This window comes from Streptomyces sp. R35, from assembly GCF_041053035.1.
Lineage (GTDB): Bacteria > Actinomycetota > Actinomycetes > Streptomycetales > Streptomycetaceae > Streptomyces > Streptomyces lutosisoli.
The window spans coordinates 9,757,611-9,777,897 of record NZ_CP163440.1 but is presented as its reverse complement, the minus strand read 5'-3'; the positions used below and the strand labels follow the sequence as shown (position 1 = coordinate 9,777,897).

General features: G+C 69.1%; 17 protein-coding genes and 1 pseudogene. 16 read left to right on the top strand and 2 right to left on the bottom strand.

Annotated features, from left to right (window positions below):
* Positions 1-56: 56 nt before the first annotated feature.
* Complete coding sequence (locus tag AB5J50_RS43900) at positions 57-1,703, bottom strand: ricin-type beta-trefoil lectin domain protein (RefSeq protein WP_369264167.1); 1,647 nt, start codon at positions 1,701-1,703, stop codon at positions 57-59.
* A gap of 466 nt (positions 1,704-2,169) precedes the next feature.
* Between AB5J50_RS43900 and AB5J50_RS43895 the strand changes: the two genes are divergently transcribed.
* The 3 genes from AB5J50_RS43895 (at position 2,170) to AB5J50_RS43885 (ending at position 6,964) form a co-directional block, all read left to right on the top strand.
* Positions 2,170-3,804, top strand: a complete 1,635-nt coding sequence (locus AB5J50_RS43895; RefSeq protein WP_369265677.1) for a glycoside hydrolase 43 family protein — start codon at positions 2,170-2,172, stop codon at positions 3,802-3,804.
* Positions 3,805-3,857: 53 nt separating this feature from the next.
* Entirely contained in the window at positions 3,858-5,900 is a 2,043-nt protein-coding gene (locus AB5J50_RS43890) for a non-reducing end alpha-L-arabinofuranosidase family hydrolase (RefSeq protein WP_369264166.1), read from the top strand.
* 98 nt (positions 5,901-5,998) lie between these two features.
* Positions 5,999-6,964, top strand: coding sequence for a glycoside hydrolase family 6 protein (locus AB5J50_RS43885; protein ID WP_369264165.1), 966 nt, complete (start codon positions 5,999-6,001; stop codon positions 6,962-6,964).
* A 47-nt stretch (positions 6,965-7,011) separates the two neighbouring features.
* Here AB5J50_RS43885 and AB5J50_RS43880 read toward each other — a convergent pair whose 3' ends face one another.
* Positions 7,012-7,800 carry a FadR/GntR family transcriptional regulator gene (locus tag AB5J50_RS43880; protein ID WP_369264164.1) on the bottom strand — a complete coding sequence of 263 codons (789 nt, stop codon included), beginning with the start codon at positions 7,798-7,800 and terminating at the stop codon, positions 7,012-7,014.
* A 374-nt stretch (positions 7,801-8,174) separates the two neighbouring features.
* On the opposite strand from AB5J50_RS43880, the gene AB5J50_RS43875 reads away from it, so the two are divergent.
* From AB5J50_RS43875 to AB5J50_RS43815, 13 genes and pseudogenes are all read left to right on the top strand, one after another.
* Complete coding sequence (locus tag AB5J50_RS43875) at positions 8,175-9,539, top strand: ABC transporter substrate-binding protein (protein WP_369264163.1); 1,365 nt, start codon at positions 8,175-8,177, stop codon at positions 9,537-9,539.
* Entirely contained in the window at positions 9,536-10,450 is a 915-nt protein-coding gene (locus tag AB5J50_RS43870) for a carbohydrate ABC transporter permease (RefSeq protein WP_369264162.1), read from the top strand. The genes AB5J50_RS43875 and AB5J50_RS43870 overlap by 4 nt, the downstream gene beginning before the upstream one ends.
* Before the next feature lie 55 nt (positions 10,451-10,505).
* A complete protein-coding gene (locus AB5J50_RS43865; RefSeq protein ID WP_369264161.1) occupies positions 10,506-11,408 on the top strand; it encodes a carbohydrate ABC transporter permease in 903 nt (300 codons plus the stop codon).
* Between the two features lie 66 nt (positions 11,409-11,474).
* Positions 11,475-13,457 carry a hypothetical protein gene (locus AB5J50_RS43860; RefSeq protein WP_369264160.1) on the top strand — a complete coding sequence of 661 codons (1,983 nt, stop codon included), beginning with the start codon at positions 11,475-11,477 and terminating at the stop codon, positions 13,455-13,457.
* Positions 13,457-13,801 (top strand): L-rhamnose mutarotase, encoded by a 345-nt coding sequence (locus tag AB5J50_RS43855; RefSeq protein ID WP_369264159.1) that lies wholly within the window; start codon positions 13,457-13,459, stop codon positions 13,799-13,801. Before AB5J50_RS43860 ends, AB5J50_RS43855 begins: the two co-directional genes overlap by 1 nt.
* Entirely contained in the window at positions 13,798-14,700 is a 903-nt protein-coding gene (locus AB5J50_RS43850; protein ID WP_369264158.1) for an amidohydrolase, read from the top strand. Before AB5J50_RS43855 ends, AB5J50_RS43850 begins: the two co-directional genes overlap by 4 nt.
* The gene (locus AB5J50_RS43845) at positions 14,697-15,740 is read left to right on the top strand and encodes a zinc-binding dehydrogenase (RefSeq protein ID WP_369264157.1); all 1,044 of its coding nucleotides are present in this window, start codon (positions 14,697-14,699) and stop codon (positions 15,738-15,740) included. Before AB5J50_RS43850 ends, AB5J50_RS43845 begins: the two co-directional genes overlap by 4 nt.
* Positions 15,737-16,498, top strand: coding sequence for an SDR family oxidoreductase (locus AB5J50_RS43840; RefSeq protein ID WP_369264156.1), 762 nt, complete (start codon positions 15,737-15,739; stop codon positions 16,496-16,498). The genes AB5J50_RS43845 and AB5J50_RS43840 overlap by 4 nt, the downstream gene beginning before the upstream one ends.
* Positions 16,495-17,127: a bifunctional 4-hydroxy-2-oxoglutarate aldolase/2-dehydro-3-deoxy-phosphogluconate aldolase gene (locus AB5J50_RS43835; protein ID WP_369264155.1), complete on the top strand. Its 633-nt coding sequence runs from the start codon at positions 16,495-16,497 to the stop codon at positions 17,125-17,127. Before AB5J50_RS43840 ends, AB5J50_RS43835 begins: the two co-directional genes overlap by 4 nt.
* Positions 17,124-18,161, top strand: coding sequence for a PfkB family carbohydrate kinase (locus tag AB5J50_RS43830; protein ID WP_369264154.1), 1,038 nt, complete (start codon positions 17,124-17,126; stop codon positions 18,159-18,161). The genes AB5J50_RS43835 and AB5J50_RS43830 overlap by 4 nt, the downstream gene beginning before the upstream one ends.
* A gap of 35 nt (positions 18,162-18,196) precedes the next feature.
* Positions 18,197-19,237: an aldo/keto reductase gene (locus AB5J50_RS43825; RefSeq protein WP_369264153.1), complete on the top strand. Its 1,041-nt coding sequence runs from the start codon at positions 18,197-18,199 to the stop codon at positions 19,235-19,237.
* An 11-nt stretch (positions 19,238-19,248) separates the two neighbouring features.
* The gene (locus AB5J50_RS43820) at positions 19,249-20,100 is read left to right on the top strand and encodes a fumarylacetoacetate hydrolase family protein (RefSeq protein WP_369264152.1); all 852 of its coding nucleotides are present in this window, start codon (positions 19,249-19,251) and stop codon (positions 20,098-20,100) included.
* A 12-nt stretch (positions 20,101-20,112) separates the two neighbouring features.
* A pseudogene (locus AB5J50_RS43815) lies at positions 20,113-20,271 on the top strand (fuconate dehydratase); the annotation flags it as partial.
* Between the last annotated feature and the right edge of the window lie 16 nt (positions 20,272-20,287).

The window sequence follows — 20,287 nt, the reverse complement described above, 5'->3', positions numbered from 1 at the left end:
ATAAGAGGGACCTTGTCCTCGTCATCGTGAAACTCCCGTTCTGAAGCCGCGGTTGCTCACACGCGGGTCCACTTCTGGTTGGCCTGGCCGTTGCAGGTCCACAGCACCAGCGGGGTCCCGTTCGCGGTGCCGGCCCGGTCGACGTCGAGGCACAGCCCGGCGTGGACGTTGCGGATCGACCCGTCGGAACCGGCGGACCACTTCTGGTTGTCCTGGCCGTTGCAGGGCCAGGTGATGACACGGGTGCCGTCGGTGGTGCCCTGGTTGTAGGCGTCCAGGCACTTGTCGCCGAAGACGCGGATCTCGCCGCCGGCCCACGTGGTCCACAGCTGGTTGGCGGCCGTATGACAGTCCCAGAGCAGTACTGTCGCCCCGGCGGCGGTGGAGGCGTTGTCCACGTCCGCACAGCGGCCGGACCCGTTGCCGCGCAGCCGCGAGGTGGTGGCGGCCGGCGGGCTGCCACCGCTCACCCGAAACACGGCCACGCCGTGCGCGGGGACGCTCGCCGAGATCTGGCCCGCCGTACTCGACGTGCCGCCGGTCCACAGATCGGTGAGGGTGAACGGCCCGCCGGACAGGCCGACTTGGGCTGCTGTCGTACTGACCGCCGCGGTGCTGCCGCCCCGGTTGAACAGGCCCACCGCTACCGAGCCGTCCGACAGCGGCTTGGCGAACACCTCGGTGCTGCCGTCGTCGCGCACCCTGCGCCCGCCCGCGCCCAGCTGATCCTGGTTCACCGCCAGCAGACGCGGGTTGCGCAGGATCGCGCTCACGTCGGCGGACATGGTGCGGATGTCGTTGCCGGCCATGAGCGGGGCAGCCAGCAGCGCCCACAGGGCGAAGTGCGAGCGGGACTCGGTCAGTGACAGGCCGGGACGGCCCACGACCAGCATGTCCGGGTCGTTCCAGTGCCCTGGACCCGACTGCGCCGCCAGTGGCGCGGTGACGTCAAGGACGTTGCCGACGCCCATCGGATAGCTGTTGGTGTTGCCGTTCTGCCAGATGTCGAGCAGATCCTCGGTCGTCCGCCACAGGTCGGCGACCTCGCCCCAGTTGTACGTGGCGCCGGTGATGGCGTGGAAGCTGTTGGGGTTGATGCTGTAGACGATCGGCCGCCCGGTGGCACGCAGTGCGTCGCGCATGACCGTGAACCGTGCGACCTGCTCGTCACGGGTGCCGCTGGAGGAACACCAGTCGTACTTGAGGTAGTCCACACCCCACTCGGCGAACGTGGCGGCGTCCTGGGCTTCGTGCCCCCTGCTGCCCGTCGACCCGGGATAGGCGCCGCTGGTCTGCGCGCAGGTGCGCTCGCCCGGCACCTGGTAGATGCCGAACTTCAGCCCCTGGCCGTGGATGTAGTCCCCGAGCGCCTTCATCCCGCTCGGGAACTTGGCCGCATTCGCCCGCAGGTTGCCCGCCGCGTCACGCTGCGGGTCGAACCAGCAGTCGTCGACCACCACGTACCGGTAACCGGCGTCCCGCATCCCCGAGGACACCATCGCGTCGGCGGCCTGGCGAACCTGCGCCTCCGTGACCCCGCACCCGAAGCTGTTCCAACTGTTCCAGCCCAGCGGTGGAGTGAGCGCCGGGCTGCCGGGCGCGGCCGAAGCAGTGGAGTGAGCGGAAGCCGTCACGGACGCGGTGAGCGTCAGCACGAGGGTCGCGAGGAGGCGGAGCAGTCGTCCGCCTGACCGTCTGGGCACCAAGGGCTCCTTCACGGAAGGGCGCCATGGGCGGGTGACACGGAGATCGATGTCACGTCCATGACACATGACAGAAGAGAGAGGGGCGGTTCGAAATTTCGTGAACCATTCGGAAAGCAAGGCCTCACGGATACTAGGGAGGCCGTCGAACATGTCAACACCCATCACCGCACTGCCTTCACGATCCGGCCATTCAGACCCGTGGAAGGCGGCGCATCTGCACTATCCGGGCAACTGGCCCGCAGTGACATGGGATCAATCTTCGAATGTTTCGAAGCCAACAACGATTTGTGCGAGAGGTATTGACGGGGTTCACCGGCTCTCTATCATCCAGGGTGCTCGACAAGCCGATCCATGTTCGACATCTCGTATACAGAGCAGCCGCCCCCGGCGAACCAGCAGGGCACCTCCGGACAACTCCAACCGCCAACGGCTGGGCCACAGAAGGAGAACGCCACACGTGCAGATGTCATGGACTCATCAAGTTTTCTCCCGTCGACGCACGCTGACGGCCGCCACCGGCCTGGCCGCCGGTGCCCTGCTTCCTCCGACAGCGGCCCCCGGCACCGCCTCCACCCAAGGGCCGACCCTCGCGACCGCGGCGGCCTTCACGAACCCGGTGATCTGGCAGGACTTCGCGGATATCGACGTCATCCGCGTCGGTGACACCTACTACGCCTCGGCCTCGACGATGCACTACTCGCCGGGCGCACCCGTCCTGCGCTCGTACGACCTGGTCAACTGGGAGATCGCCGGCCACTCGGTACCCGTCCTCGACTTCGGCGCCAAGTACGACCTGAACGGCGCCCGTGGCTACGTCCGGGGCATCTGGGCATCGTCGCTGGCCTACCGGCCGAGCAACCGGACCTTCTACTGGCTGGGCCAGATCGACTTCGCCCGGACGTACGTCTACACCGCCACCGCCGCCGAGGGCCCGTGGAGCAGACTCACGACGATCAGCACCCCCTACTACGACGCGGGGCTGCTCGTCGACACCGACGACACCCTGTACGTGGCGTACGGCAACACCACCATCAGCGTGGCCCAGCTCTCACCCGACGGCCGCAACCAGGTGCGCACGCAGCAGGTGTTCACCGCACCGTCGAGTGTCGGCACCCTCGAGGGCTCCCGCTTCTACAAGATCAACGGGCAGTACTACATCTTCCTGACCCGCCCCGCGAACGGGCAGTACATCCTGAAGTCGTCGAGCGGCCCCTTCGGCCCGTACACGATGCGGCAGGTCCTTCTCGACCTGCGCGGGCCGATCCCGGGCGGCGGTGTCCCGCACCAGGGCGGACTGGTGCAGACGCAGAGCGGCGCCTGGTACTACCTGGCCTTCGTGGACGCCTACCCCGGCGGCCGGATGCCCGCCCTGGCGCCCATCACCTGGACCCCGGACGGCTGGCCCGTCGTGCAACTCGTCAACGGCGCATGGGGCACCTCGTATCCCAGCCCGGCCGTACCCGCTCCACCCCGCCAGGTCACCCCGATGATCGGCGTCGACACCTTCGACGGGACGACCCTCAAGCCGCGGTGGGAGTGGAACCACAACCCGGACAACACCAAGTGGTCGCTCGACAACGGACTGACCCTGCGGACCGCGACCGTCACCAACGACCTGTACTGGGCCCGCAACACCCTCACCCACCGCATCCAAGGCCCGACCTCCACCGCCACGGTCCAGCTCGACCACACCACGATGCGCGACGGCGACCGCGCCGGACTCGCACTGCTGCGTGACTCCTCCGCCTGGATCGGCATCAAGCGCAACGACGGTACGACGCGGCTGGTGATGGTCAACGGGCTGACCATGGACGGCAACTGGAACACCACCGGCACCGGCACCGAGGCCGCGAGCGCGACCCTCTCCGGCAGCCGCGTCTGGCTGCGCGCGAACGCGGACATCCGCCCCGGCACCGGACGCCCCGGCACCTTCTCCTACAGCACCGACGGCACCACTTTCACCCGCCTCGGGCCCGCCTTCTCCCTGGGCAACGACTGGCGGTTCTTCATGGGCTACCGCTTCGCCCTCTTCAACCACGCCACCCAGGCGCTCGGCGGCTCGGTGCGCATCGCACGGTTCGAGCTGACCACGCCCTGAAGAGGTCCACCGATCGCACCACGCAACCCCCCACCCACCCCACAAGGAGAACTATGAACCCGCTGAAACGGCTCGGCTGTCGCCGAGCCTCGGTCCTGGGCCTGCTGGCCGCGACCGTCCTGGTGACACCCGGGACCGCGACCGGCGCGCCCGACGCCGTCCGGGCCTCCACCCTGGGCGCCCAGGCGGCCCAGTCCGGACGGTACTTCGGAACCGCCGTGGCCGCAGGCCGGCTCGGCGACGGCACGTACACCGGCATCCTGGACCGCGAGTTCAACATGGTCACACCCGAGAACGAGATGAAGTGGGACACGACCGAGCCGTCCCGCGGCTCGTTCAACTTCGGCCCCGGCGACCAGATCGTCAACCGGGCGACGTCCCACGGTCAGCGCATGCGTGGCCACACCCTGGTGTGGCACTCCCAACTGCCCGGCTGGGTCAGCTCCATCAGGGACGCGAACACTCTGCGATCCGTGATGAACAACCACATCACCACCGTGGCTAACCACTACAAGGGAAAGATCTACGCCTGGGACGTGGTCAACGAGGCCTTCGCCGACGGCGGCAGCGGCCAGCACCGCTCCTCGGTGTTCCAGAACCTGCTGGGCGACGGCTTCATCGAACAGGCCTTCCGCACAGCTCGGACGGCCGACCCGGCGGCCAAGCTCTGCTACAACGACTACAGCATCGAGGACTGGAACGCGGCCAAGACGCAGGGCGTCTACCGCATGGTGCGCGACTTCAAGTCCCGCGGCGTGCCCATCGACTGCGTCGGCTTCCAGTCCCACTTCGGCACCGCCGGACCGCCGGCCAACTTCCAGACCACGCTGTCGAACTTCGCCGCCCTCGGCGTGGACGTACAGATCACCGAACTGGACATCGCGCAGGCGCCGCCGACCGCGTACGCGAACACGGTCAGGGCCTGCATGAACGTCCCCCGCTGCACCGGCATCACGGCCTGGGGCATCCGAGACAGCGACTCGTGGCGGAGCGGCGAGAACCCCCTGCTGTTCGACCGCAACGGCAACAAGAAGCCGGCCTACAACGCGACACTGACCGCGCTGGGCGGCACCCCCACCGCCGCGAGCGGATCAACCACCGTGCAACGTACGGCAGTTCGCTCGGCCAAGTCCGCCGCCGCCCTGCCCTCCACCTTCACATGGAGCTCCAGCGGTGCGCTGATCTCGCCGAAGCCGGACTCGACCCACAACATCGCCGGGATCAAGGACCCGACGGTCGTCTACTACAACGGCAAGTACCACGTGTTCGCGAGCACCGCGAACGCCTCCGGCTACAACCTGGTCTACCTGAACTTCAGCGACTGGTCGCAGGCGGGTTCGGCCACGCACCACTACCTGGACCGCACCGCCATCGGGTCCGGGTACCGAGCCGCGCCGCAGGTGTTCTACTACGCGCCGCAACGCCTGTGGTACCTCGTCTACCAGACCGGCAACGCGTCGTACTCCACCAACCCCGACATCAGCAACCCGAACGGCTGGAGCGCGCCGCACAACTTCTACGCCTCGATGCCGGACATCATCCGGCAGAACATCGGCAACGGCTACTGGGTCGACATGTGGGTGATCTGCGACAGCGCCAACTGCTACCTGTTCTCCTCCGACGACAACGGGCATCTGTACCGCTCCCAGACGACCGTGGGCCAGTTCCCGAACGGGTTCACCAACACCGTCATCGCGGCCCAGGACTCCAACAGGTACGCCTTGTTCGAGGCGAGCAACGTCTACAAGGTGCAGGGCGCCAACCAGTACCTGCTGCTCGTCGAAGCCATCGGATCCGACGGCCGACGCTACTTCCGCTCCTGGACGACGAGCAACCTCGCCGGCTCGTGGACACCCCTGGCCGCCACCGAGAGCAACCCGTTCGCACGGGCGAGCAACGTCACCTTCCCCGCAGGCGCGTGGACCAAGGACATCAGCCACGGCGAAATGATCCGCGCCGGCTACGACCAGACACTCACCATTCCCGCCTGCCGACTCCAGTACCTCTACCAGGGCAAGGACCCCAACGCGAGCGGCGACTACAACAGCCTCCCGTGGCGGCTCGGCCTCCTCACCCAGACCAACTCCACCTGCTGACCGACCGTGCCGTGGGGAGCGCTTCCGGTTTGGGAGCGCTCCCCCATGCTCACCGCCGACCTTCGGACACATCCCTGTCAGAAAGCCGAGGCACTGTCATGCGCCGCAGACTCCTCGCCCTGGTGGCCGCTCTCTCCTCGCTGCCCCTGGCGCTCGCCACCGCACCGTCCGCCCACGCGGCCGACCCGACGACCATGACCAACGGGTTCTACGTGGATCCCGACTCCAGCGCGAAGCGGTGGGTCGCCGCCAACCAAGGTGACGGCCGGGCGCCCGCGATCAACGCCTCCATCGCCAACACCCCGACGGCCCGCTGGTTCGGCTCCTGGAGCGGCACCATCGGCACCGCCACCGGCGCGTACGTGGGCGCCGCCGACTACCGGGACAAGCTGCCCATTCTCGTCGCCTACAACATCTACAACCGCGACTACTGCGGCGGGCACTCCGCGGGCGGAGCCTCTTCGCCGTCCGCCTACGCGAACTGGATCGCCCAGTTCGCGGGCGGGATCGCGGGCCGCCCGGCCGTCGTCGTCCTCGAACCGGACTCCCTCGGGGACTACGGCTGCATGACCCAGGCCCAGATCGACGAACGCGAGGGGATGCTCACCGGCGCGCTCGCCGAGTTCAACCGCCAGGCTCCCAACACCTGGGTCTATCTCGACGCCGGCAACCCGGCCTGGGCGAGCGCGGCGACCATGGCCCAGCGCCTCCACGAAGCCGGCCTCCGGCAGGCCCACGGCTTCTCGCTCAACGTCTCCAACTACCTGACCACGGCCGAGAACACCGCGTACGCCAACGCCATCAACAGTGAACTCAGCGCCCGGTACGGCTACACCAAGCCGTTCGTCGTGGACACCAGCCGCAACGGCAACGGCTCCAACGGCCAGTGGTGCAACCCCTCAGGTCGCCGTATCGGCACCCCCACCCGCCTGGGCGGAGGCGCCGAGATGCTCCTGTGGATCAAGGTCCCGGGCGAGTCCGACGGCAACTGCGGCGCCGGAACCGGCTCCTCGGCCGGACAGTTCCTCCCCGAGGTCGCCTACAAGATGATCTACGGCTACTGAACGGAGGTGTGCTTCCACTACCGGGGCAGGTCGGAGCACTTCTACGTCTATCCGAACAGGCGTCGCTGAATCTCCCGCCGGTAGTCCTCGAGCGTCCTGTCGAGGTGTGTCGCCGTGGCCTCGGCCGCCTCGTCGGGCCGGCCGTCGCGGATGGCCCGGTAGATCACCTCGTGCTCCACGACCGCGGCCTCGGTTCCTTCACCGAGCGTGTCGTGGATCCCGATCGCGCTGGACTGCCGCTGCAGTCGGCGCGCGTCACGGACGGCGCTGACGAGGAAGGTGTTGTGCGAGGCGACGGCAACGCCCATATGGAAGTCCTCGTCCGCCTCGTTGAACACTTCGACCTGACCGTTGACGAACCCGTGGCGGCACTGCTGCATGGCCACCTCGATGGTCCGCAGCTCGGCGGGCGTGGCACGGGTGGCGGCCAGACTGCTCGCGGCCATCTCCTGAACCCTGCGGAACTCGAACAGCATGAGCACGTGATCGAGGTCGACGGGGCGGAAGAAGCCGCCCCAGCGGCTGGTGATGAGCATGCCCTCGTCGTCCGCGACGAACAGCCCGCGCCCCTTGTGCGCGCGGACCCGGCCGAGCGCCGAGAGGATCTTCACGGCCTCCCGCACCACCGCCCTGCTGGTGTTCAGCCTCTGGGCCAGATCGATCTCCGTGGGCAGCCGATCACCTGCCACCAGACGGGCCTCGGCGATGAATTCGAGGATCCGCTCCGCCACGACCTCGTAGCCGGGCCGGTAGTCACGCCGCTCGTCCGCGCCGTTCACCGCTGCCGCCGCAACGGGGCGTGCCTGCGCCGGCTGGGCCGCGGGCGTGTCGTTCATCTGTCCTGCCTCCTGGCTGACGCAACTGGAGCGGCTGATCGCTGTAGTGCCGCGCTCATCGTATCTCAAGCATCAATGAGTCGTACTCATTAAGCAAGTAGATCCACATCATAGAGCGGGGTCTCTAACTGGTGTAAACAGTCTCTTATTGAACATTTCTCGTTCTAAGACACCGCATCGCACGCGATTCACTGAGATGAAGCCCGCACAAACCCTTGACGGAACCCTCGATAGGGCGGCTAATTTCATCCGCGACGGCAAGCGGAACGGCCGTCGCGATCCCCGACGCCCGACCGGTTCGGCCCGGCGTCGACCCATCCACGCGCCACCTGCCCATCTGCTCGGGGCGCCCTGTGAAACCAGTGGAGTCGCACATGACCGTCAACAAGCCTTCGTCCAGCCGGGAGAGTGCGTCCAGCAAGCGGCGCGCGGCGCTGCTGGCCGGCTGCGCGGCCACCGCAGCGCTGGCCCTGACTGCCTGTGGAGGCGGCGGCGCCACGGGTACGACGAACAAGGACGGCTTCGCCCAGGTGTCGCAGAAGGACGGTGCGTTGACCGTCTGGGTGGACGCGACCCGTGTCGAGGCCGCGAAGCTGTACCAGCAGCAGCACCCGGACGTGAAGCTGGACATCGTCACCTACGACGGCGACGCCAACGGCTCGAACTACCTCCAGACCAAGGTCCAGCTCTTCAACCGCACCGGCAAGGGCTGGCCGGACGTCGTGTTCAGCTCCCAGAACAACGAGGCGAGCTGGGCGGTCGACGCGGGCTTCGCCGCTCCGCTCAACAAGGGCCTGATCCCCTCGGCGTCCCTGGGGAAGTTCGCGAGCGGGGCCAACGACGTCTGCACCGTGGGCGGCACCGTCTACTGTCTGCGCAACGACCTCTCCCAGGCGGTGCTCTGGTACAACGCGCCGCTGCTGAAGAAGTTCGGCTACTCGGTGCCGACGACGTGGGAGGAGTACCAGAAGCTCGGCGAGAAGGTGGCCAAGGAGCACCCGGGCTACCTCGTGGGTGACGCCGGCGACTCCTTCACGCCCGAGATCTACCTGTGGGCGAGCAAGTGCGGCGCCAACCACATCACCGGCCCCAAGGCTGTGTCGGTGAACACCTCCAGCGAGGCCTGCACCAAGATGGCCAAGCTCATGGACGTACTGATCAAGAACAAGTCCATGTCCATCAGCGGGGTCTTCAGCACCGACTTCGGCAAGAACAAGGCCGACAAGGTCCTGCTCATGCCGGGTCCGGCCTGGTACGGCGGCGCGCTGTTCGAGGGCACCTTCAAGACGCCGGCCAAGCAGATCGCGGCCGCACCCATCCCCCAGTGGCAGGGGGAGACCTCGCCGTCCACCGGCAACGTCGGCGGCGGCACCTGGCTGCTGTCCAAGCACTCCGCGCACATCAAGGCCGCCACCGACTTCCTGAAGTGGGTCACCACCGACGAGGCCTACCAGGGCAAGAAGGCGCCGGGCTTCCCGGCGTACACGCCGGCGGCCGAGACGTGGCTGAAGGGACAGGACGCCTCCGGCTACTTCGCCAGCGACCTGAGCGCCCTCAAGAACGCCTCCTCCCAGGTCTGGAACGGCTGGGGCTCGGGCCAGTTCAGCCAGGAGGCGATCTGGGCCGCCACCGTCAAGCCCGGCCTGACCCAGGGCAAGAGCGTCGTCTCGCTGCTGCCGGCCTGGCAGGACTCCATCGTCAAGTACGCCAAGTCCAACGGATACAAGGTCGCCCAGTGACCCTCTCCCACTCTCCGGCCGGCTCTGCCAACCGGCGCCGTCGCGGCGCCGGACGGCAGAGCCGGGCCGGTATGGCCTTCGTCGCCGCCTACGTGGTCCTGCTGGTCGCCTTCGGCGTCCTTCCGACCGCTTACGCGATCTACTTCGCCTTCACCGACGCCGGGGGCAAAGTCACCGGCTTCTCCAACTTCGTGACCACGGCGCAGGACTTCCGCTTCATGGACGCCGTGGGCCATGTCGCCGTCTACCTCGCCTTCTGGCTCCTGTCCCTGGTGGTGTTCGTGGTGGCGCTGGCGCTACTGCTGCACCGCCTGGCCTCGGGTGGCGCCAGCAAGGCGCTGCGCTTCTTCTACTACATCCCGGGAGCGCTCGCCGGCGCCGCCAGTGTGCTGGTGTGGCTGTTCATGCTCGACCCGACGGTGAGCCCGGTCAGTTCGCTCCTGGGCGTGCTGGGGTTCCACACCTTCGGCGAGGTGATCGCGCCCGGCCACCTCCCCCTGCTGTTCACGATCATCGCGTTCTGGACCGGCGCGGGAGGCTGGATCGTCGTCATGTACGGCGCGCTCAACAACATCCCCACGGATGTGATGGAAGCCGCGCGCATCGATGGCGCGGGCGCCTGGCAGACCGCCTGGCACGTGCAGATCCCGATGCTCCGCAAGTGGATCGTGTACATGGTGATCCTGGCTTTCGCGGGCGGCGCCCAGTTGTTCGTCGAGCCGCAGTTGCTGTCCCTCGCCAGTGTGGGCGTGGCCGGACGCGACTACTCGCTGAACCAGTTGACATACGACTTCGCCTTCCAGATGAACAACATCAACGGCGCCGCCGCGGTCTCGGTGGAGCTCCTGGTCGTCAGTGTGTCTGCCGCCGCCGTCTTCGTCGCACGGTCGGGGTTCTTCGATGCCGACTAGTACCCCTGTCAGTCGAGTCGCCGCCACGGCGAGCTCGGAACGGGAAGCACCCCTCATGAGCCGATCTCACCACCAGCCGCCGCACCGCCGGACCGTTCGGCACCTGGGCTCCCGGCTGCTGACCGGATCCGTACTGGCCGGCTTCCTCGCCTTCTTCGTGCTGCCGGTGCTGTGGCTCGTCCTCGCGGCGACCAAGACCGACCAACAACTGGTCCACGACAATCCGCTGTCCTTCGGATCCTTCCATGCGCTGAAGACCAACTGGGACGCGCTCACGGCGTTCCAGGACAACGCCGTCATGCAGTGGCTCGGCAACTCCGCGCTCTACGCGGTGATCTCGCTGGTCATCACTCTCGGTGTCGCCATTCCCGCGGGATACGCCCTGGCCATGACGGAGTTCCGCGGCCGGCACACGCTGCTGGTCGCGACGCTGGTCGTGATGCTCATGCCGAACGCCACCCTGGTGGTGCCGTTGTTCCTGGAGATCAACGCGGTGCACCTGATCGGCACGATGTGGTCAATCATCCTGCCGTACTCCTTCTACCCGTTCGGCGTGTACCTGACGTACATCTACTTCACTACCGCCGTACCCAAGGACCTGCTGGCGGCGGCACGGATGGACGGCTGCTCGGAGCTCCGCGTCTTCTGGCACATCGCGCTGCCGCTGGCGACCCCGGTCATCGCGCTCGTGGGCTTCTTCAGCTTCGTCGCCAACTGGACCAACTACTTCCTGCCGTACGTCATGCTCCCCGAGAGCGACCAGATGCCCATCCAGGTGGGCGTCGGATCCCTGCTCAGCAACGTGCCGTCCTTCAATCCGGCCGTCGGCAACCTCGCGATCGAGCGGCCGCAGCTGGCTCTGGCGACGCTCGTGGCCATCATGCCCGTGCTGGTCGTCTTCCTCTTCGCCCAGCGCTTCCTGGTCAGCGGGATGCTCGCGGGCGCCACCAAGGAATAGCGGCCCGTCCCGGCCGTCGTCCCCGGCGCGCGCCGTCCCGCCGCCCGCCCCGAACGGAGATCTCCCATGCCCTTCAGCTCTGCCGACCGCACCACGGCCGAGGACACCCCCGGCGACCGCCCGGTCGCGCCACCCGAGGTCGAGGCGGGGGTGCCGCTGCTGGAACCGCCCGGCTGGGCCGTGGCCCAGCGGTCCCTGTTCGATCTCCTCGACCACGCCTGGCGGCGCTTCGCCCGCGACTTCACCGGTCCGGACGGACGGCTGAACTACTCCGGCCCGCTGACCACTCGTGACGGTGTGGACGACTTCTACGAGGTGTTCTTCAACTGGCCCCAGCTGTATCTCCTCGGCGGCGCCGACGATCTGCTGCCCGCCAGTGAGAAGCACTGGGAGGGCGTGACCCGGCAGCTCACCGAACTGGGCATGCTGCACGACGAGTTCGAGCGCGGATACGACTGGTTCCACCAGGGCGAGAGCCTGCTCCTGCTCTACTTCCTCAGCATGGCCGCCCCCGACCGCTGGTCCGAACGCGCCCTGCGCTTCGCCGAGTTGTACGTCGACCCGGCCAAGGGCAACTACGACCCCGAGCACCGCGTCATCACCCGCGCCCACAACGGCAGCGACCCCGACCGCACGGGCCTGTTCGACGGTGACGTCTATCCCTGGCTGGAGAAGGAAGCGCAGACGTACGGCTTCCCGCTCGACTGGATTCCCGAGGCCGGCGACGGCCCCCACCCCCTCTCCGCGGACCCGCGTCTCGGCGCGCAGATGCGGGACCGGATGGGCGTCGGCGACACCGCGGTCAACCTCGCCGCGGCCGGGCTGGTCCTCAACGCCTGGATCCTGTCCGGCGAGGACCGCTACCGCGACTGGATCGTCGAGTACGTCGGCGCGTGGCGGGAGCGCACCGAGGCGAACGCCGGTCTCATCCCGGACAACGTCGGCCCGGACGGCGTCGTCGGCAGCCTGCTGGAGGGCCGCTGGTACGGCGGCCACTACGGCTGGTCCTGGCCGCACGGCTGGCACAGCGTGGGCCACGCGGCCTGTGTGGCGGCGCTGGCGGCGGCCACGGTCACCGGGGACGACGACTACCTCTCCATGGTCGCGACCTCACTCGACACCCTTATCGGCCGCGGCAAGGTGATGCCACACACCGAAGCGGACTCCAGCCTCCCCTCCAAGTGGACGGCCGAACTCGGGCCCGACATCCACACGCCCACGCTCCACCTCCCCTTCCGCCACAAGGACACGGGCTGGTTCGACTACAACCCGTCCACCCCACCCGTCCCGGTGGCCCTGTGGCACCACACGGCCTCCGACGCCGACCGCGCCCGGCTGGAGGGACTGCGCGAGGCCGACGGCATCGACTGGCGCACCGTCCGGCCGTTCCGCGCCAAGGAGGAGTCCGGGCACGAGAAGGCGTGGTTCGCCTTCCTCGCCGGCGACGACCCCGACTACCCGGAACGCATCCTCGCCACCGCCCAGGCCCAGATCCGCCACCGCATGCGGCGCATCGAGCGCTACCGCGACCTGGACGTGCCCGAGGCCGACATCCACGTGTGGCAGCAGTCCAACCCCGTGGTCACCGAAGCCCTCGTCCAGCTGACCTGGGGCGGCCCCCAGGTGCTCTACAACGGTGGCCTTCAGCAGGCCCGGCTGCGGTACCACGACGCCGAGGCCCGCCGTGCCGGTCTGCCGCCGGACGTGGCCGCCCTGGTCACCTCCATCGACCCCGAAGCGACCACCGTCGAGCTGGTGAACCTCTCCCCCGACTCCCCGCGCACGGTGATCGTCCAGGCGGGCGCCTTCGCCGAGCACACCATCGCCACGGTCCGGTACACGACCTGCGCGGACGACACCTGGATCGGGGACATGTACGACTACGGCCACACCGAGCCCGTCGTCACCGAGTCGGAGCAGGTCTGCGACAGCGCCTTCCTGACGGTCCGGCTGCCCGCCTCCAGCCGCGTCAAGCTCACTCTGCGCCTCCGGCTGCGCGCCAACACACCCAGCTACCGGACACCCTTCACCTCCCAGGAGCGTGTGTGATGAAGCGCATCGCCCAGACCATCGGGCTGCGGCCCGAACACCGCACGGAGTACCTCGAACTCCACTCCGCCGTCTGGCCCGGAGTCGAAGCCGCCCTGCACCGGGCACAGATCCGCAACTACAGCATCTTCCTCCACGGTGACGTCCTGTTCGCCTACTTCGAGTACCACGGCGACGACTTCGAGGCCGACATGGCGGCACTCGAAGCCGACCCCGAAACCCAGGACTGGTGGAAACTCACCGATCCCTGCCAGGAGCCCTTGCCCGACCGGGGCGATTCACGCCAGTGGACGGAACTCCCCGAGATCTGGCACCTGAGCCCGCCCCCTCGGCCCCTGTCATGAACGCCATCACCGCCCCCGTTCTCATCGACGCCCACCACCACCTGTGGGATCTCGGCCGGCGTCCGCAACCCTGGCTCGACGACCCCGCCCTGGCGACGATCCGCCGCACCTTCACCCCCGACCACCTGCGTACCACCGCCACTCACCTCATCGCGGGCCGCGGTCTGCACAGCACGGTGGCCGTGCAGTGCCTTCCGGACGTACCCGAGACGGAGGACCTGCTCGCGCTCGCGGAGCGGGAGCCGCTGATCGGGGCCGTGGTGGGCTGGGCGGACCTGACGTCCCCCGGGATCGGCGACCAGCTCGACGGCTTGCTCGCCGGACCGGGCGGCGCGTATCTGCGGTCCCTGCGCCATCTCGTGCAGGGCGAGACGGATCCGGAATGGCTGCAACGCCCCGATGTCGAACGCGGGTTGGCGGCGGTACGGGACCGCGGGCTCTGCTACGACGTGCTCGTGCGCAGCCACCAGCTCGACGAGGCGATCCGGCTGGCCGAGCGGTTCCCGGGCCTGCCCCAGGTGCTCGACCACGCCGGCAAACCGTCGATCGCCGACGGTGACCTGGCGGGCTGGGAACGCCAGGTGCGTCTGCTGGCCGTACACCCGCACGTGGTCTGCAAGGTGTCGGGGCTGATCACCGAGGCGGACCACGAGAAGTGGACCGCCGACGACATCCGCCCGGTGTGGGACGTCCTGCTCTCCGCCTTCGGCCCCGACCGGTTGATGTTCGGCTCCGACTGGCCGGTCGCGAACCTCGCGGGCGGCTGGAACCGCTGGGCCGCCACGGTGGACGAACTGCTCGACGGATGTTCCGCCGACGAGACCTCGGCGATTCTCGCGGGCACCGCGACCACCTTCTACCGCCTCACTCGTACTGAACGGACCTTGGGATCACGATGACGCTTGCTGTCCGATATATGTCCGCCCGAACGCTGGAGACGGCTCCGGTCGAGTTCTCCGAGCCCGGTCCCGGGGAGGTGTTGCTGGCTCCCGCCTATGTGGGGATCTGCGGTACCGATCTGCACATCTTCCACGGCGACATGGACGCCCGGGTCGATGCGCCGGCCGTTCTGGGACATGAGATGTCCGGCCGCGTGCTGCGGGTCGGCGCCGGGGTGGAGGGCTGGCGGGCCGGGGACGCGGTGACCGTGATGCCGCTGCGCTGGGACGGCACCTGCCCGGCTTGCCTGAGTGGCCATCAGCACATCTGCCAGCGCCTGGACTTCATCGGTATCGACTCCCCGGGTGCGATGCAGCAGCGCTGGACGGTGCCCGCCTCGACGTTGATCAGGCTGCCGGAGTCGCTTGCCCTGGACCGGGCCGCGCTCGTCGAGCCGACCGCGGTCGCCGTACACGACGTGGGCCGCGCCGCCGTGCGGGAGGGCGAGAAGGTCGTGGTGGTCGGTGGCGGGCCGGTCGGGATCCTGATCGCGCTGGTGGCGCGGGCGGCCGGGGCCGAGGTCCGGGTGGTGGAGCTGAGCGCTCACCGGCGGACGCTGGCCGAGGAGTTGGGGCTCGCTGCCTGGGACCCGGCCGCCGAGGACGTGTCCGAGGCGGTGCGGCAGTGGACCGGGGACGCGGGCGCAGACGTCGCGTTCGAGGTGTCAGGTGCGGCGGCCGGCGTGGATACGGCGGTCGACGTGCTGGGAGTGCGCGGCCGGCTGTGCCTCGTCGCCATCCATCCCCGCCCCCGCGAGGTCAACCTGCACCGCTTCTTCTGGCGCGAACTCACCCTGGTGGGAGCCCGGTTGTACGACCGCTCGGACTTCGAGCGGGCGGTGGCGCTGGTGGCGGACGGCACGGTCCCGGCCGAACGGCTGATCAGCAAGGTCGTGCCACTCACCGAGGCGCCCGCCGCGTTCGAGGCCCTGGAGGGCGGCGGCGACGTGATGAAGATCCTCGTGGACTGCACCGACGACGCCCGGGGAGTGGCCGTATGACCGCCTTCGACCTGACGGGCAGGCTCGCCGTCGTCACCGGGGCCCGGCGCGGCATCGGCCGGGCCATGGCCCGCGCGCTCGCCGGGGCCGGCGCGGACGTCATCGGCGTCAGCGCCAACCTGGAGGAGTCCGGCAGCGCGGTCGAGAAGGACGTGCACGCCGCCGGCCGCACGTTCGAGGCGATCCGGACCGACTTCGCCGACCCGGAGGCCGTACGAGCGCTGGGCGCGGACCTGGCCGGGCGGGAGCGGCCGGTGGACATCCTGGTCAACAACGCGGGCACGATCCGCCGCGCCCCAGCCGTCGAACACACCGATGCAGACTGGGAGTTGGTACTCCAGGTCAACCTGAGTGCGCAGTTCGCGCTGACCCGGGCGGTCGGGGCGGCGATGGTGGCCCGAGGCCAGGGGAAGGTCATCTTCACGGCGTCGCTGCTCAGCTTCCAGGGCGGCATCACAGTGCCCGGCTACACCGCCGCCAAGCATGGCATCGCCGGTCTGACCAAGGCCCTGGCCAACGAGTGGGCCGGGCGCGGCGTGAACGTCAACGCGCTTGCGCCGGGCTACATCGCCACCGACAACACCCAGGCCCTGCAGGACGACCCGGTGCGCAGCAGGGCGATCCTGGACCGTATCCCGGCCGGCCGCTGGGGCAACGCCGACGACTTGGCCGGTGCCACCGTCTTCCTGGCCTCCGACGCCGCCGCCTACATCCACGGCACCGTGCTGCCCGTCGACGGCGGATGGCTGGGCCGATGACCGGCACCGACCTGGCCGCCGCACTGGCCGGCGCCCGCGTGATGCCGGTACTGACGGTGCCGTCCACGGCGACCGCAGCCCCGCTGGCCGACGCACTCGCGGCGGGTGGTGCCCGGTGCGCCGAAGTCACCTTCCGCACCCCGGACGCCGAGCAAGTACTCAAAGCGATGGCGGCCCACGGCGGCCTGGCCGTCGGTGCCGGCACGGTCCTCGCGCCCGAACAGGCCGAGCGGGCCGTGGCGGCCGGGGCCCGCTTCGTGGTGTCGCCCGGCTTCGACGAGGAGGTCATCGAGAAGTGCCGGGAACTGGGGGTGCCCGTGGTGCCCGGTATCGCCAACGCCACCGAGTTGATGCGCGCCCAGAAGGCGGGCATCACCACCGTCAAGCTCTTCCCCGCCGAGTCCCTCGGTGGCCTGCGTGCGCTCCGCGCGCTCGCAGCGCCGTTCCCAGGAGTGCGTTTCGTGCCGACCGGTGGGATCGGTGCCGACCAGCTGGCCGGCTACCTCGCCGACCCGGCGGTCCTTGCCGTCGGCGGCAGTTGGATGGCCACCACCGACCACCTTCGGCGGGGCGACTACGACGAGATCCGCCGGCTGACGGCCGCAGCCGTGGAGGTGTGTACGCCGTGACCGATGTGGTGGCCCTCGGCGAGGTCATGCTGCGTTTCGACCCGGGGGAAGGGCGGATCAGCACCGCCCGTACCTTCCGTGTGTGGGAAGGGGGCGGTGAGTACAACGTCGTACGCGGGTTGCGCCGCTGCTTCGGCCTGCGGACGGCTGTCGTCACTTCGCTCGCCGACAACGCGGTGGGCCGGCTCGTCGAGGACCTGATCCTCCAGGGCGGCGTCGACACCTCGCTGATCCGCTGGATACCGGACGACGGCATCGGCCGCACCGCCCGCAACGGCCTCAACTTCGTCGAACGCGGCTACGGCATCCGCGGCGCACTCGGTGTCAGCGACCGCGCCCACACAGCCGCATCCCAGCTGCGGAAGGGGGACGTCGACTGGAACACGGTCTTCGCGGCAGGGGTGCGCTGGTTCCACACCGGCGGCATCTTCGCCGGCCTGTCCGACACCACCGTCGACGTCGCCGACGAGGCGATGGCGGCCGCCCGCCGCCACGGTCTCACCGTCTCCTACGACCCCAATTACCGCCCGAGCCTTTGGGCCGGCCGCGGAGGACCGGAGCGGGCCCGCGAGACCGACCTGCGGCTCGCCCGGCACGCCGACGTCGTCGTAGGCGCACTGGGGATGGCGGGCCGCCATCCCGGCGCCGACCGCATCAGTACCGACGAGGTGCCGGACGCACTCGCCTCGGTGGCCGACCTGCTCCCGGACGCGCGGGTGCTGCCGACGACCCTGCGCGAGGTCCCTTCGGCCGGAGTGAACGACTGGAGCTCAGCCGCGTGGTCGGCGGAGACCGGTTACGTCATCGGCCCCAGGATGCCCGGACTGCACGTCCTGGACCGCATCGGCTCCGGCGACGGCTTCGCCGCCGGCCTGATCCACGGCCTGCTCGCCGGTGCTGATCTGGAGCGCGCCCTCGCTTACGGCACGGCCCTCGGCGCCCTCACCATGACCACGCCCGGAGACGTCGCCATGGCCTCGATCGCCGAGGTCGAGGCACTGATCGCGGGCGCCTCCGCTGCTGTCAGACGCTGACCGGCGTCTCCGCCCGTACCAACAGGGAGCATCACTTGCGCCTCCGGCAGATCCAGAACACTCCGGTCGCGGTCACCGAGCTCGGTTTCGGCGCCTCGGTGATCGGCAACCTGTACCGCGTCACCCCGAGTTCCGACGCGACGGCCGCCATCGACGCGGCCTGGGACGCCGGCATCCGCTACTTCGACACCGCACCGCACTACGGTCTCGGTCTCTCCGAGCTACGCCTCGGTGCCGTTCTGAAAGGCCGTCCCCGAGAGGAGTACGTCGTCTCCTCGAAGGTGGGCCGACTGCTGGTACCCAACGAGCAGCCACGCGGGGTCGACACCGAGGGCTTCGTCGTCCGCGACGACCTGCGCCGCCAATGGGACTTCAGCAGTGACGGGGTGCTCCGCTCCATCGAGCACACGCTCCGGCGCACGGGCCTGGACCGCCTGGACATCGTCTACCTGCACGACCCCGACGACCACTGGCAGCAGGCCGCCCAGGAGGCCATGCCCGCTCTCGCCGACCTGCGTGAGCAGGGAGTGATCGGTGCCATCGGTGTCGGCATGAATCAGTCGGCGATGCCGGCCCGCTTCCTGCGCGAGACCGCCGCCGACGTGGTGATGCTCGCCGGGCGCTACACCCTCCTCGACCAGTCCGCGTTGGACGACGTCCTTCCCGCAGCGCAGGAACTGGGCAAGAGCGTCGTCGCGGTCGGCGTGTTCAACTCCGGACTGCTCTCCCGAGACAGGCCCGTGCCCGGCATGAAGTACGACTACCGGAGCGCCCCGGTCGATCTCGTCCACCGGGCGTCGGCCATCGCCGAAGTCTGCGAGCAGCACGGCACCACCCTGCCCGCCGCCGCCATCGCCTTCCCCTACACCCACCCCGGCGTCGTCAACGTCACCCTGGGCATGCGAACCGCCGAACAGGTCGAACGCAACGCCGAGCTCCATCGCCGACCCGTCCCCGCCGACCTCTGGGACCATCTCCGCGCCGAAGGCCTGATCAGACCGGACGTACCGACCTCGGGCTCTCGGATTGCGCCGTCTCCTACGGTCGGGACGCCGAAATTTCATCCGATGTCTTGATAGGAGTCCCTATGAAACTGCTTCGAATCGGGGCCACGGGAGAGGAGATCCCGGCAGTCCTCGGCGAGGACGGACGCATATTCTCCCTTGCCGAGCTGACGGGCGACATTGACGGGGCGTTCCTCGCCACTGGCGGGACCGACAGAGCCGCGGCAGCGCTGGCCGCCGGACAGCTGCCCGAGGTCGACCCGGCCGGGCTGCGCATCGGCGCGCCGGTCGCCCGCCCGGGCAAGCTGGTGTGCGTCGGCCTCAACTACCGCGACCACGCGGCGGAGACCGGTGCGGTCGTCCCCGAGCGGCCGGTGGTGTTCATGAAGGACCCGGCGACCGTCGTCGGCCCGTACGACCAGGTGCTGATCCCGCGCGGCTCGGTGAAGACCGACTGGGAGGTGGAGCTCGCGGTCGTGATCGGCCGGGAGGCCCGCTACCTGGCGAGCCCGGACGAGGCGGCGGCGCACATCGCCGGATACACCATCAGCAACGACGTCTCCGAGCGCGAGTTCCAGCTGGAGTACTCGTCGCAGTGGGACCTCGGGAAGTCATGCGAGACCTTCAACCCGATGGGGCCCTGGCTGGTCACGCCGGACGAGGTGGCTGACCCGCAGGCGCTCGGCCTGCGGCTGGCCGTCAACGGTGAGACGAGGCAGGCCGGCGACACCAAGAACATGATCTTCGAGGTCGGGTACCTGGTCTGGTACCTCAGCCAGTACATGGTGCTGCGCCCCGGTGACGTCATCAACACCGGCACCCCCGCCGGCGTGGCCCTCGGCCTGCCCGGCACCCCGTACCTGCGCGCGGGCGACACGGTCGAACTGTCCATCGACGGCCTCGGCACCCAGTGCCAGGCGTTCATCAACGCGTGAAAGGCCCCCATGTTGGCAACATCCGCCGCGCGGATCACGGCCGTCGACACCCACGACATCCGTTTCCCCACCTCACGCGAGCTCGACGGGTCGGACGCCATGAACCCCGACCCCGACCACTCCGCCGCCTACGTGATTCCGCGCACCTCGGCCGGCGGGCACGAGGGCCACGCCACCATGCGCCAAG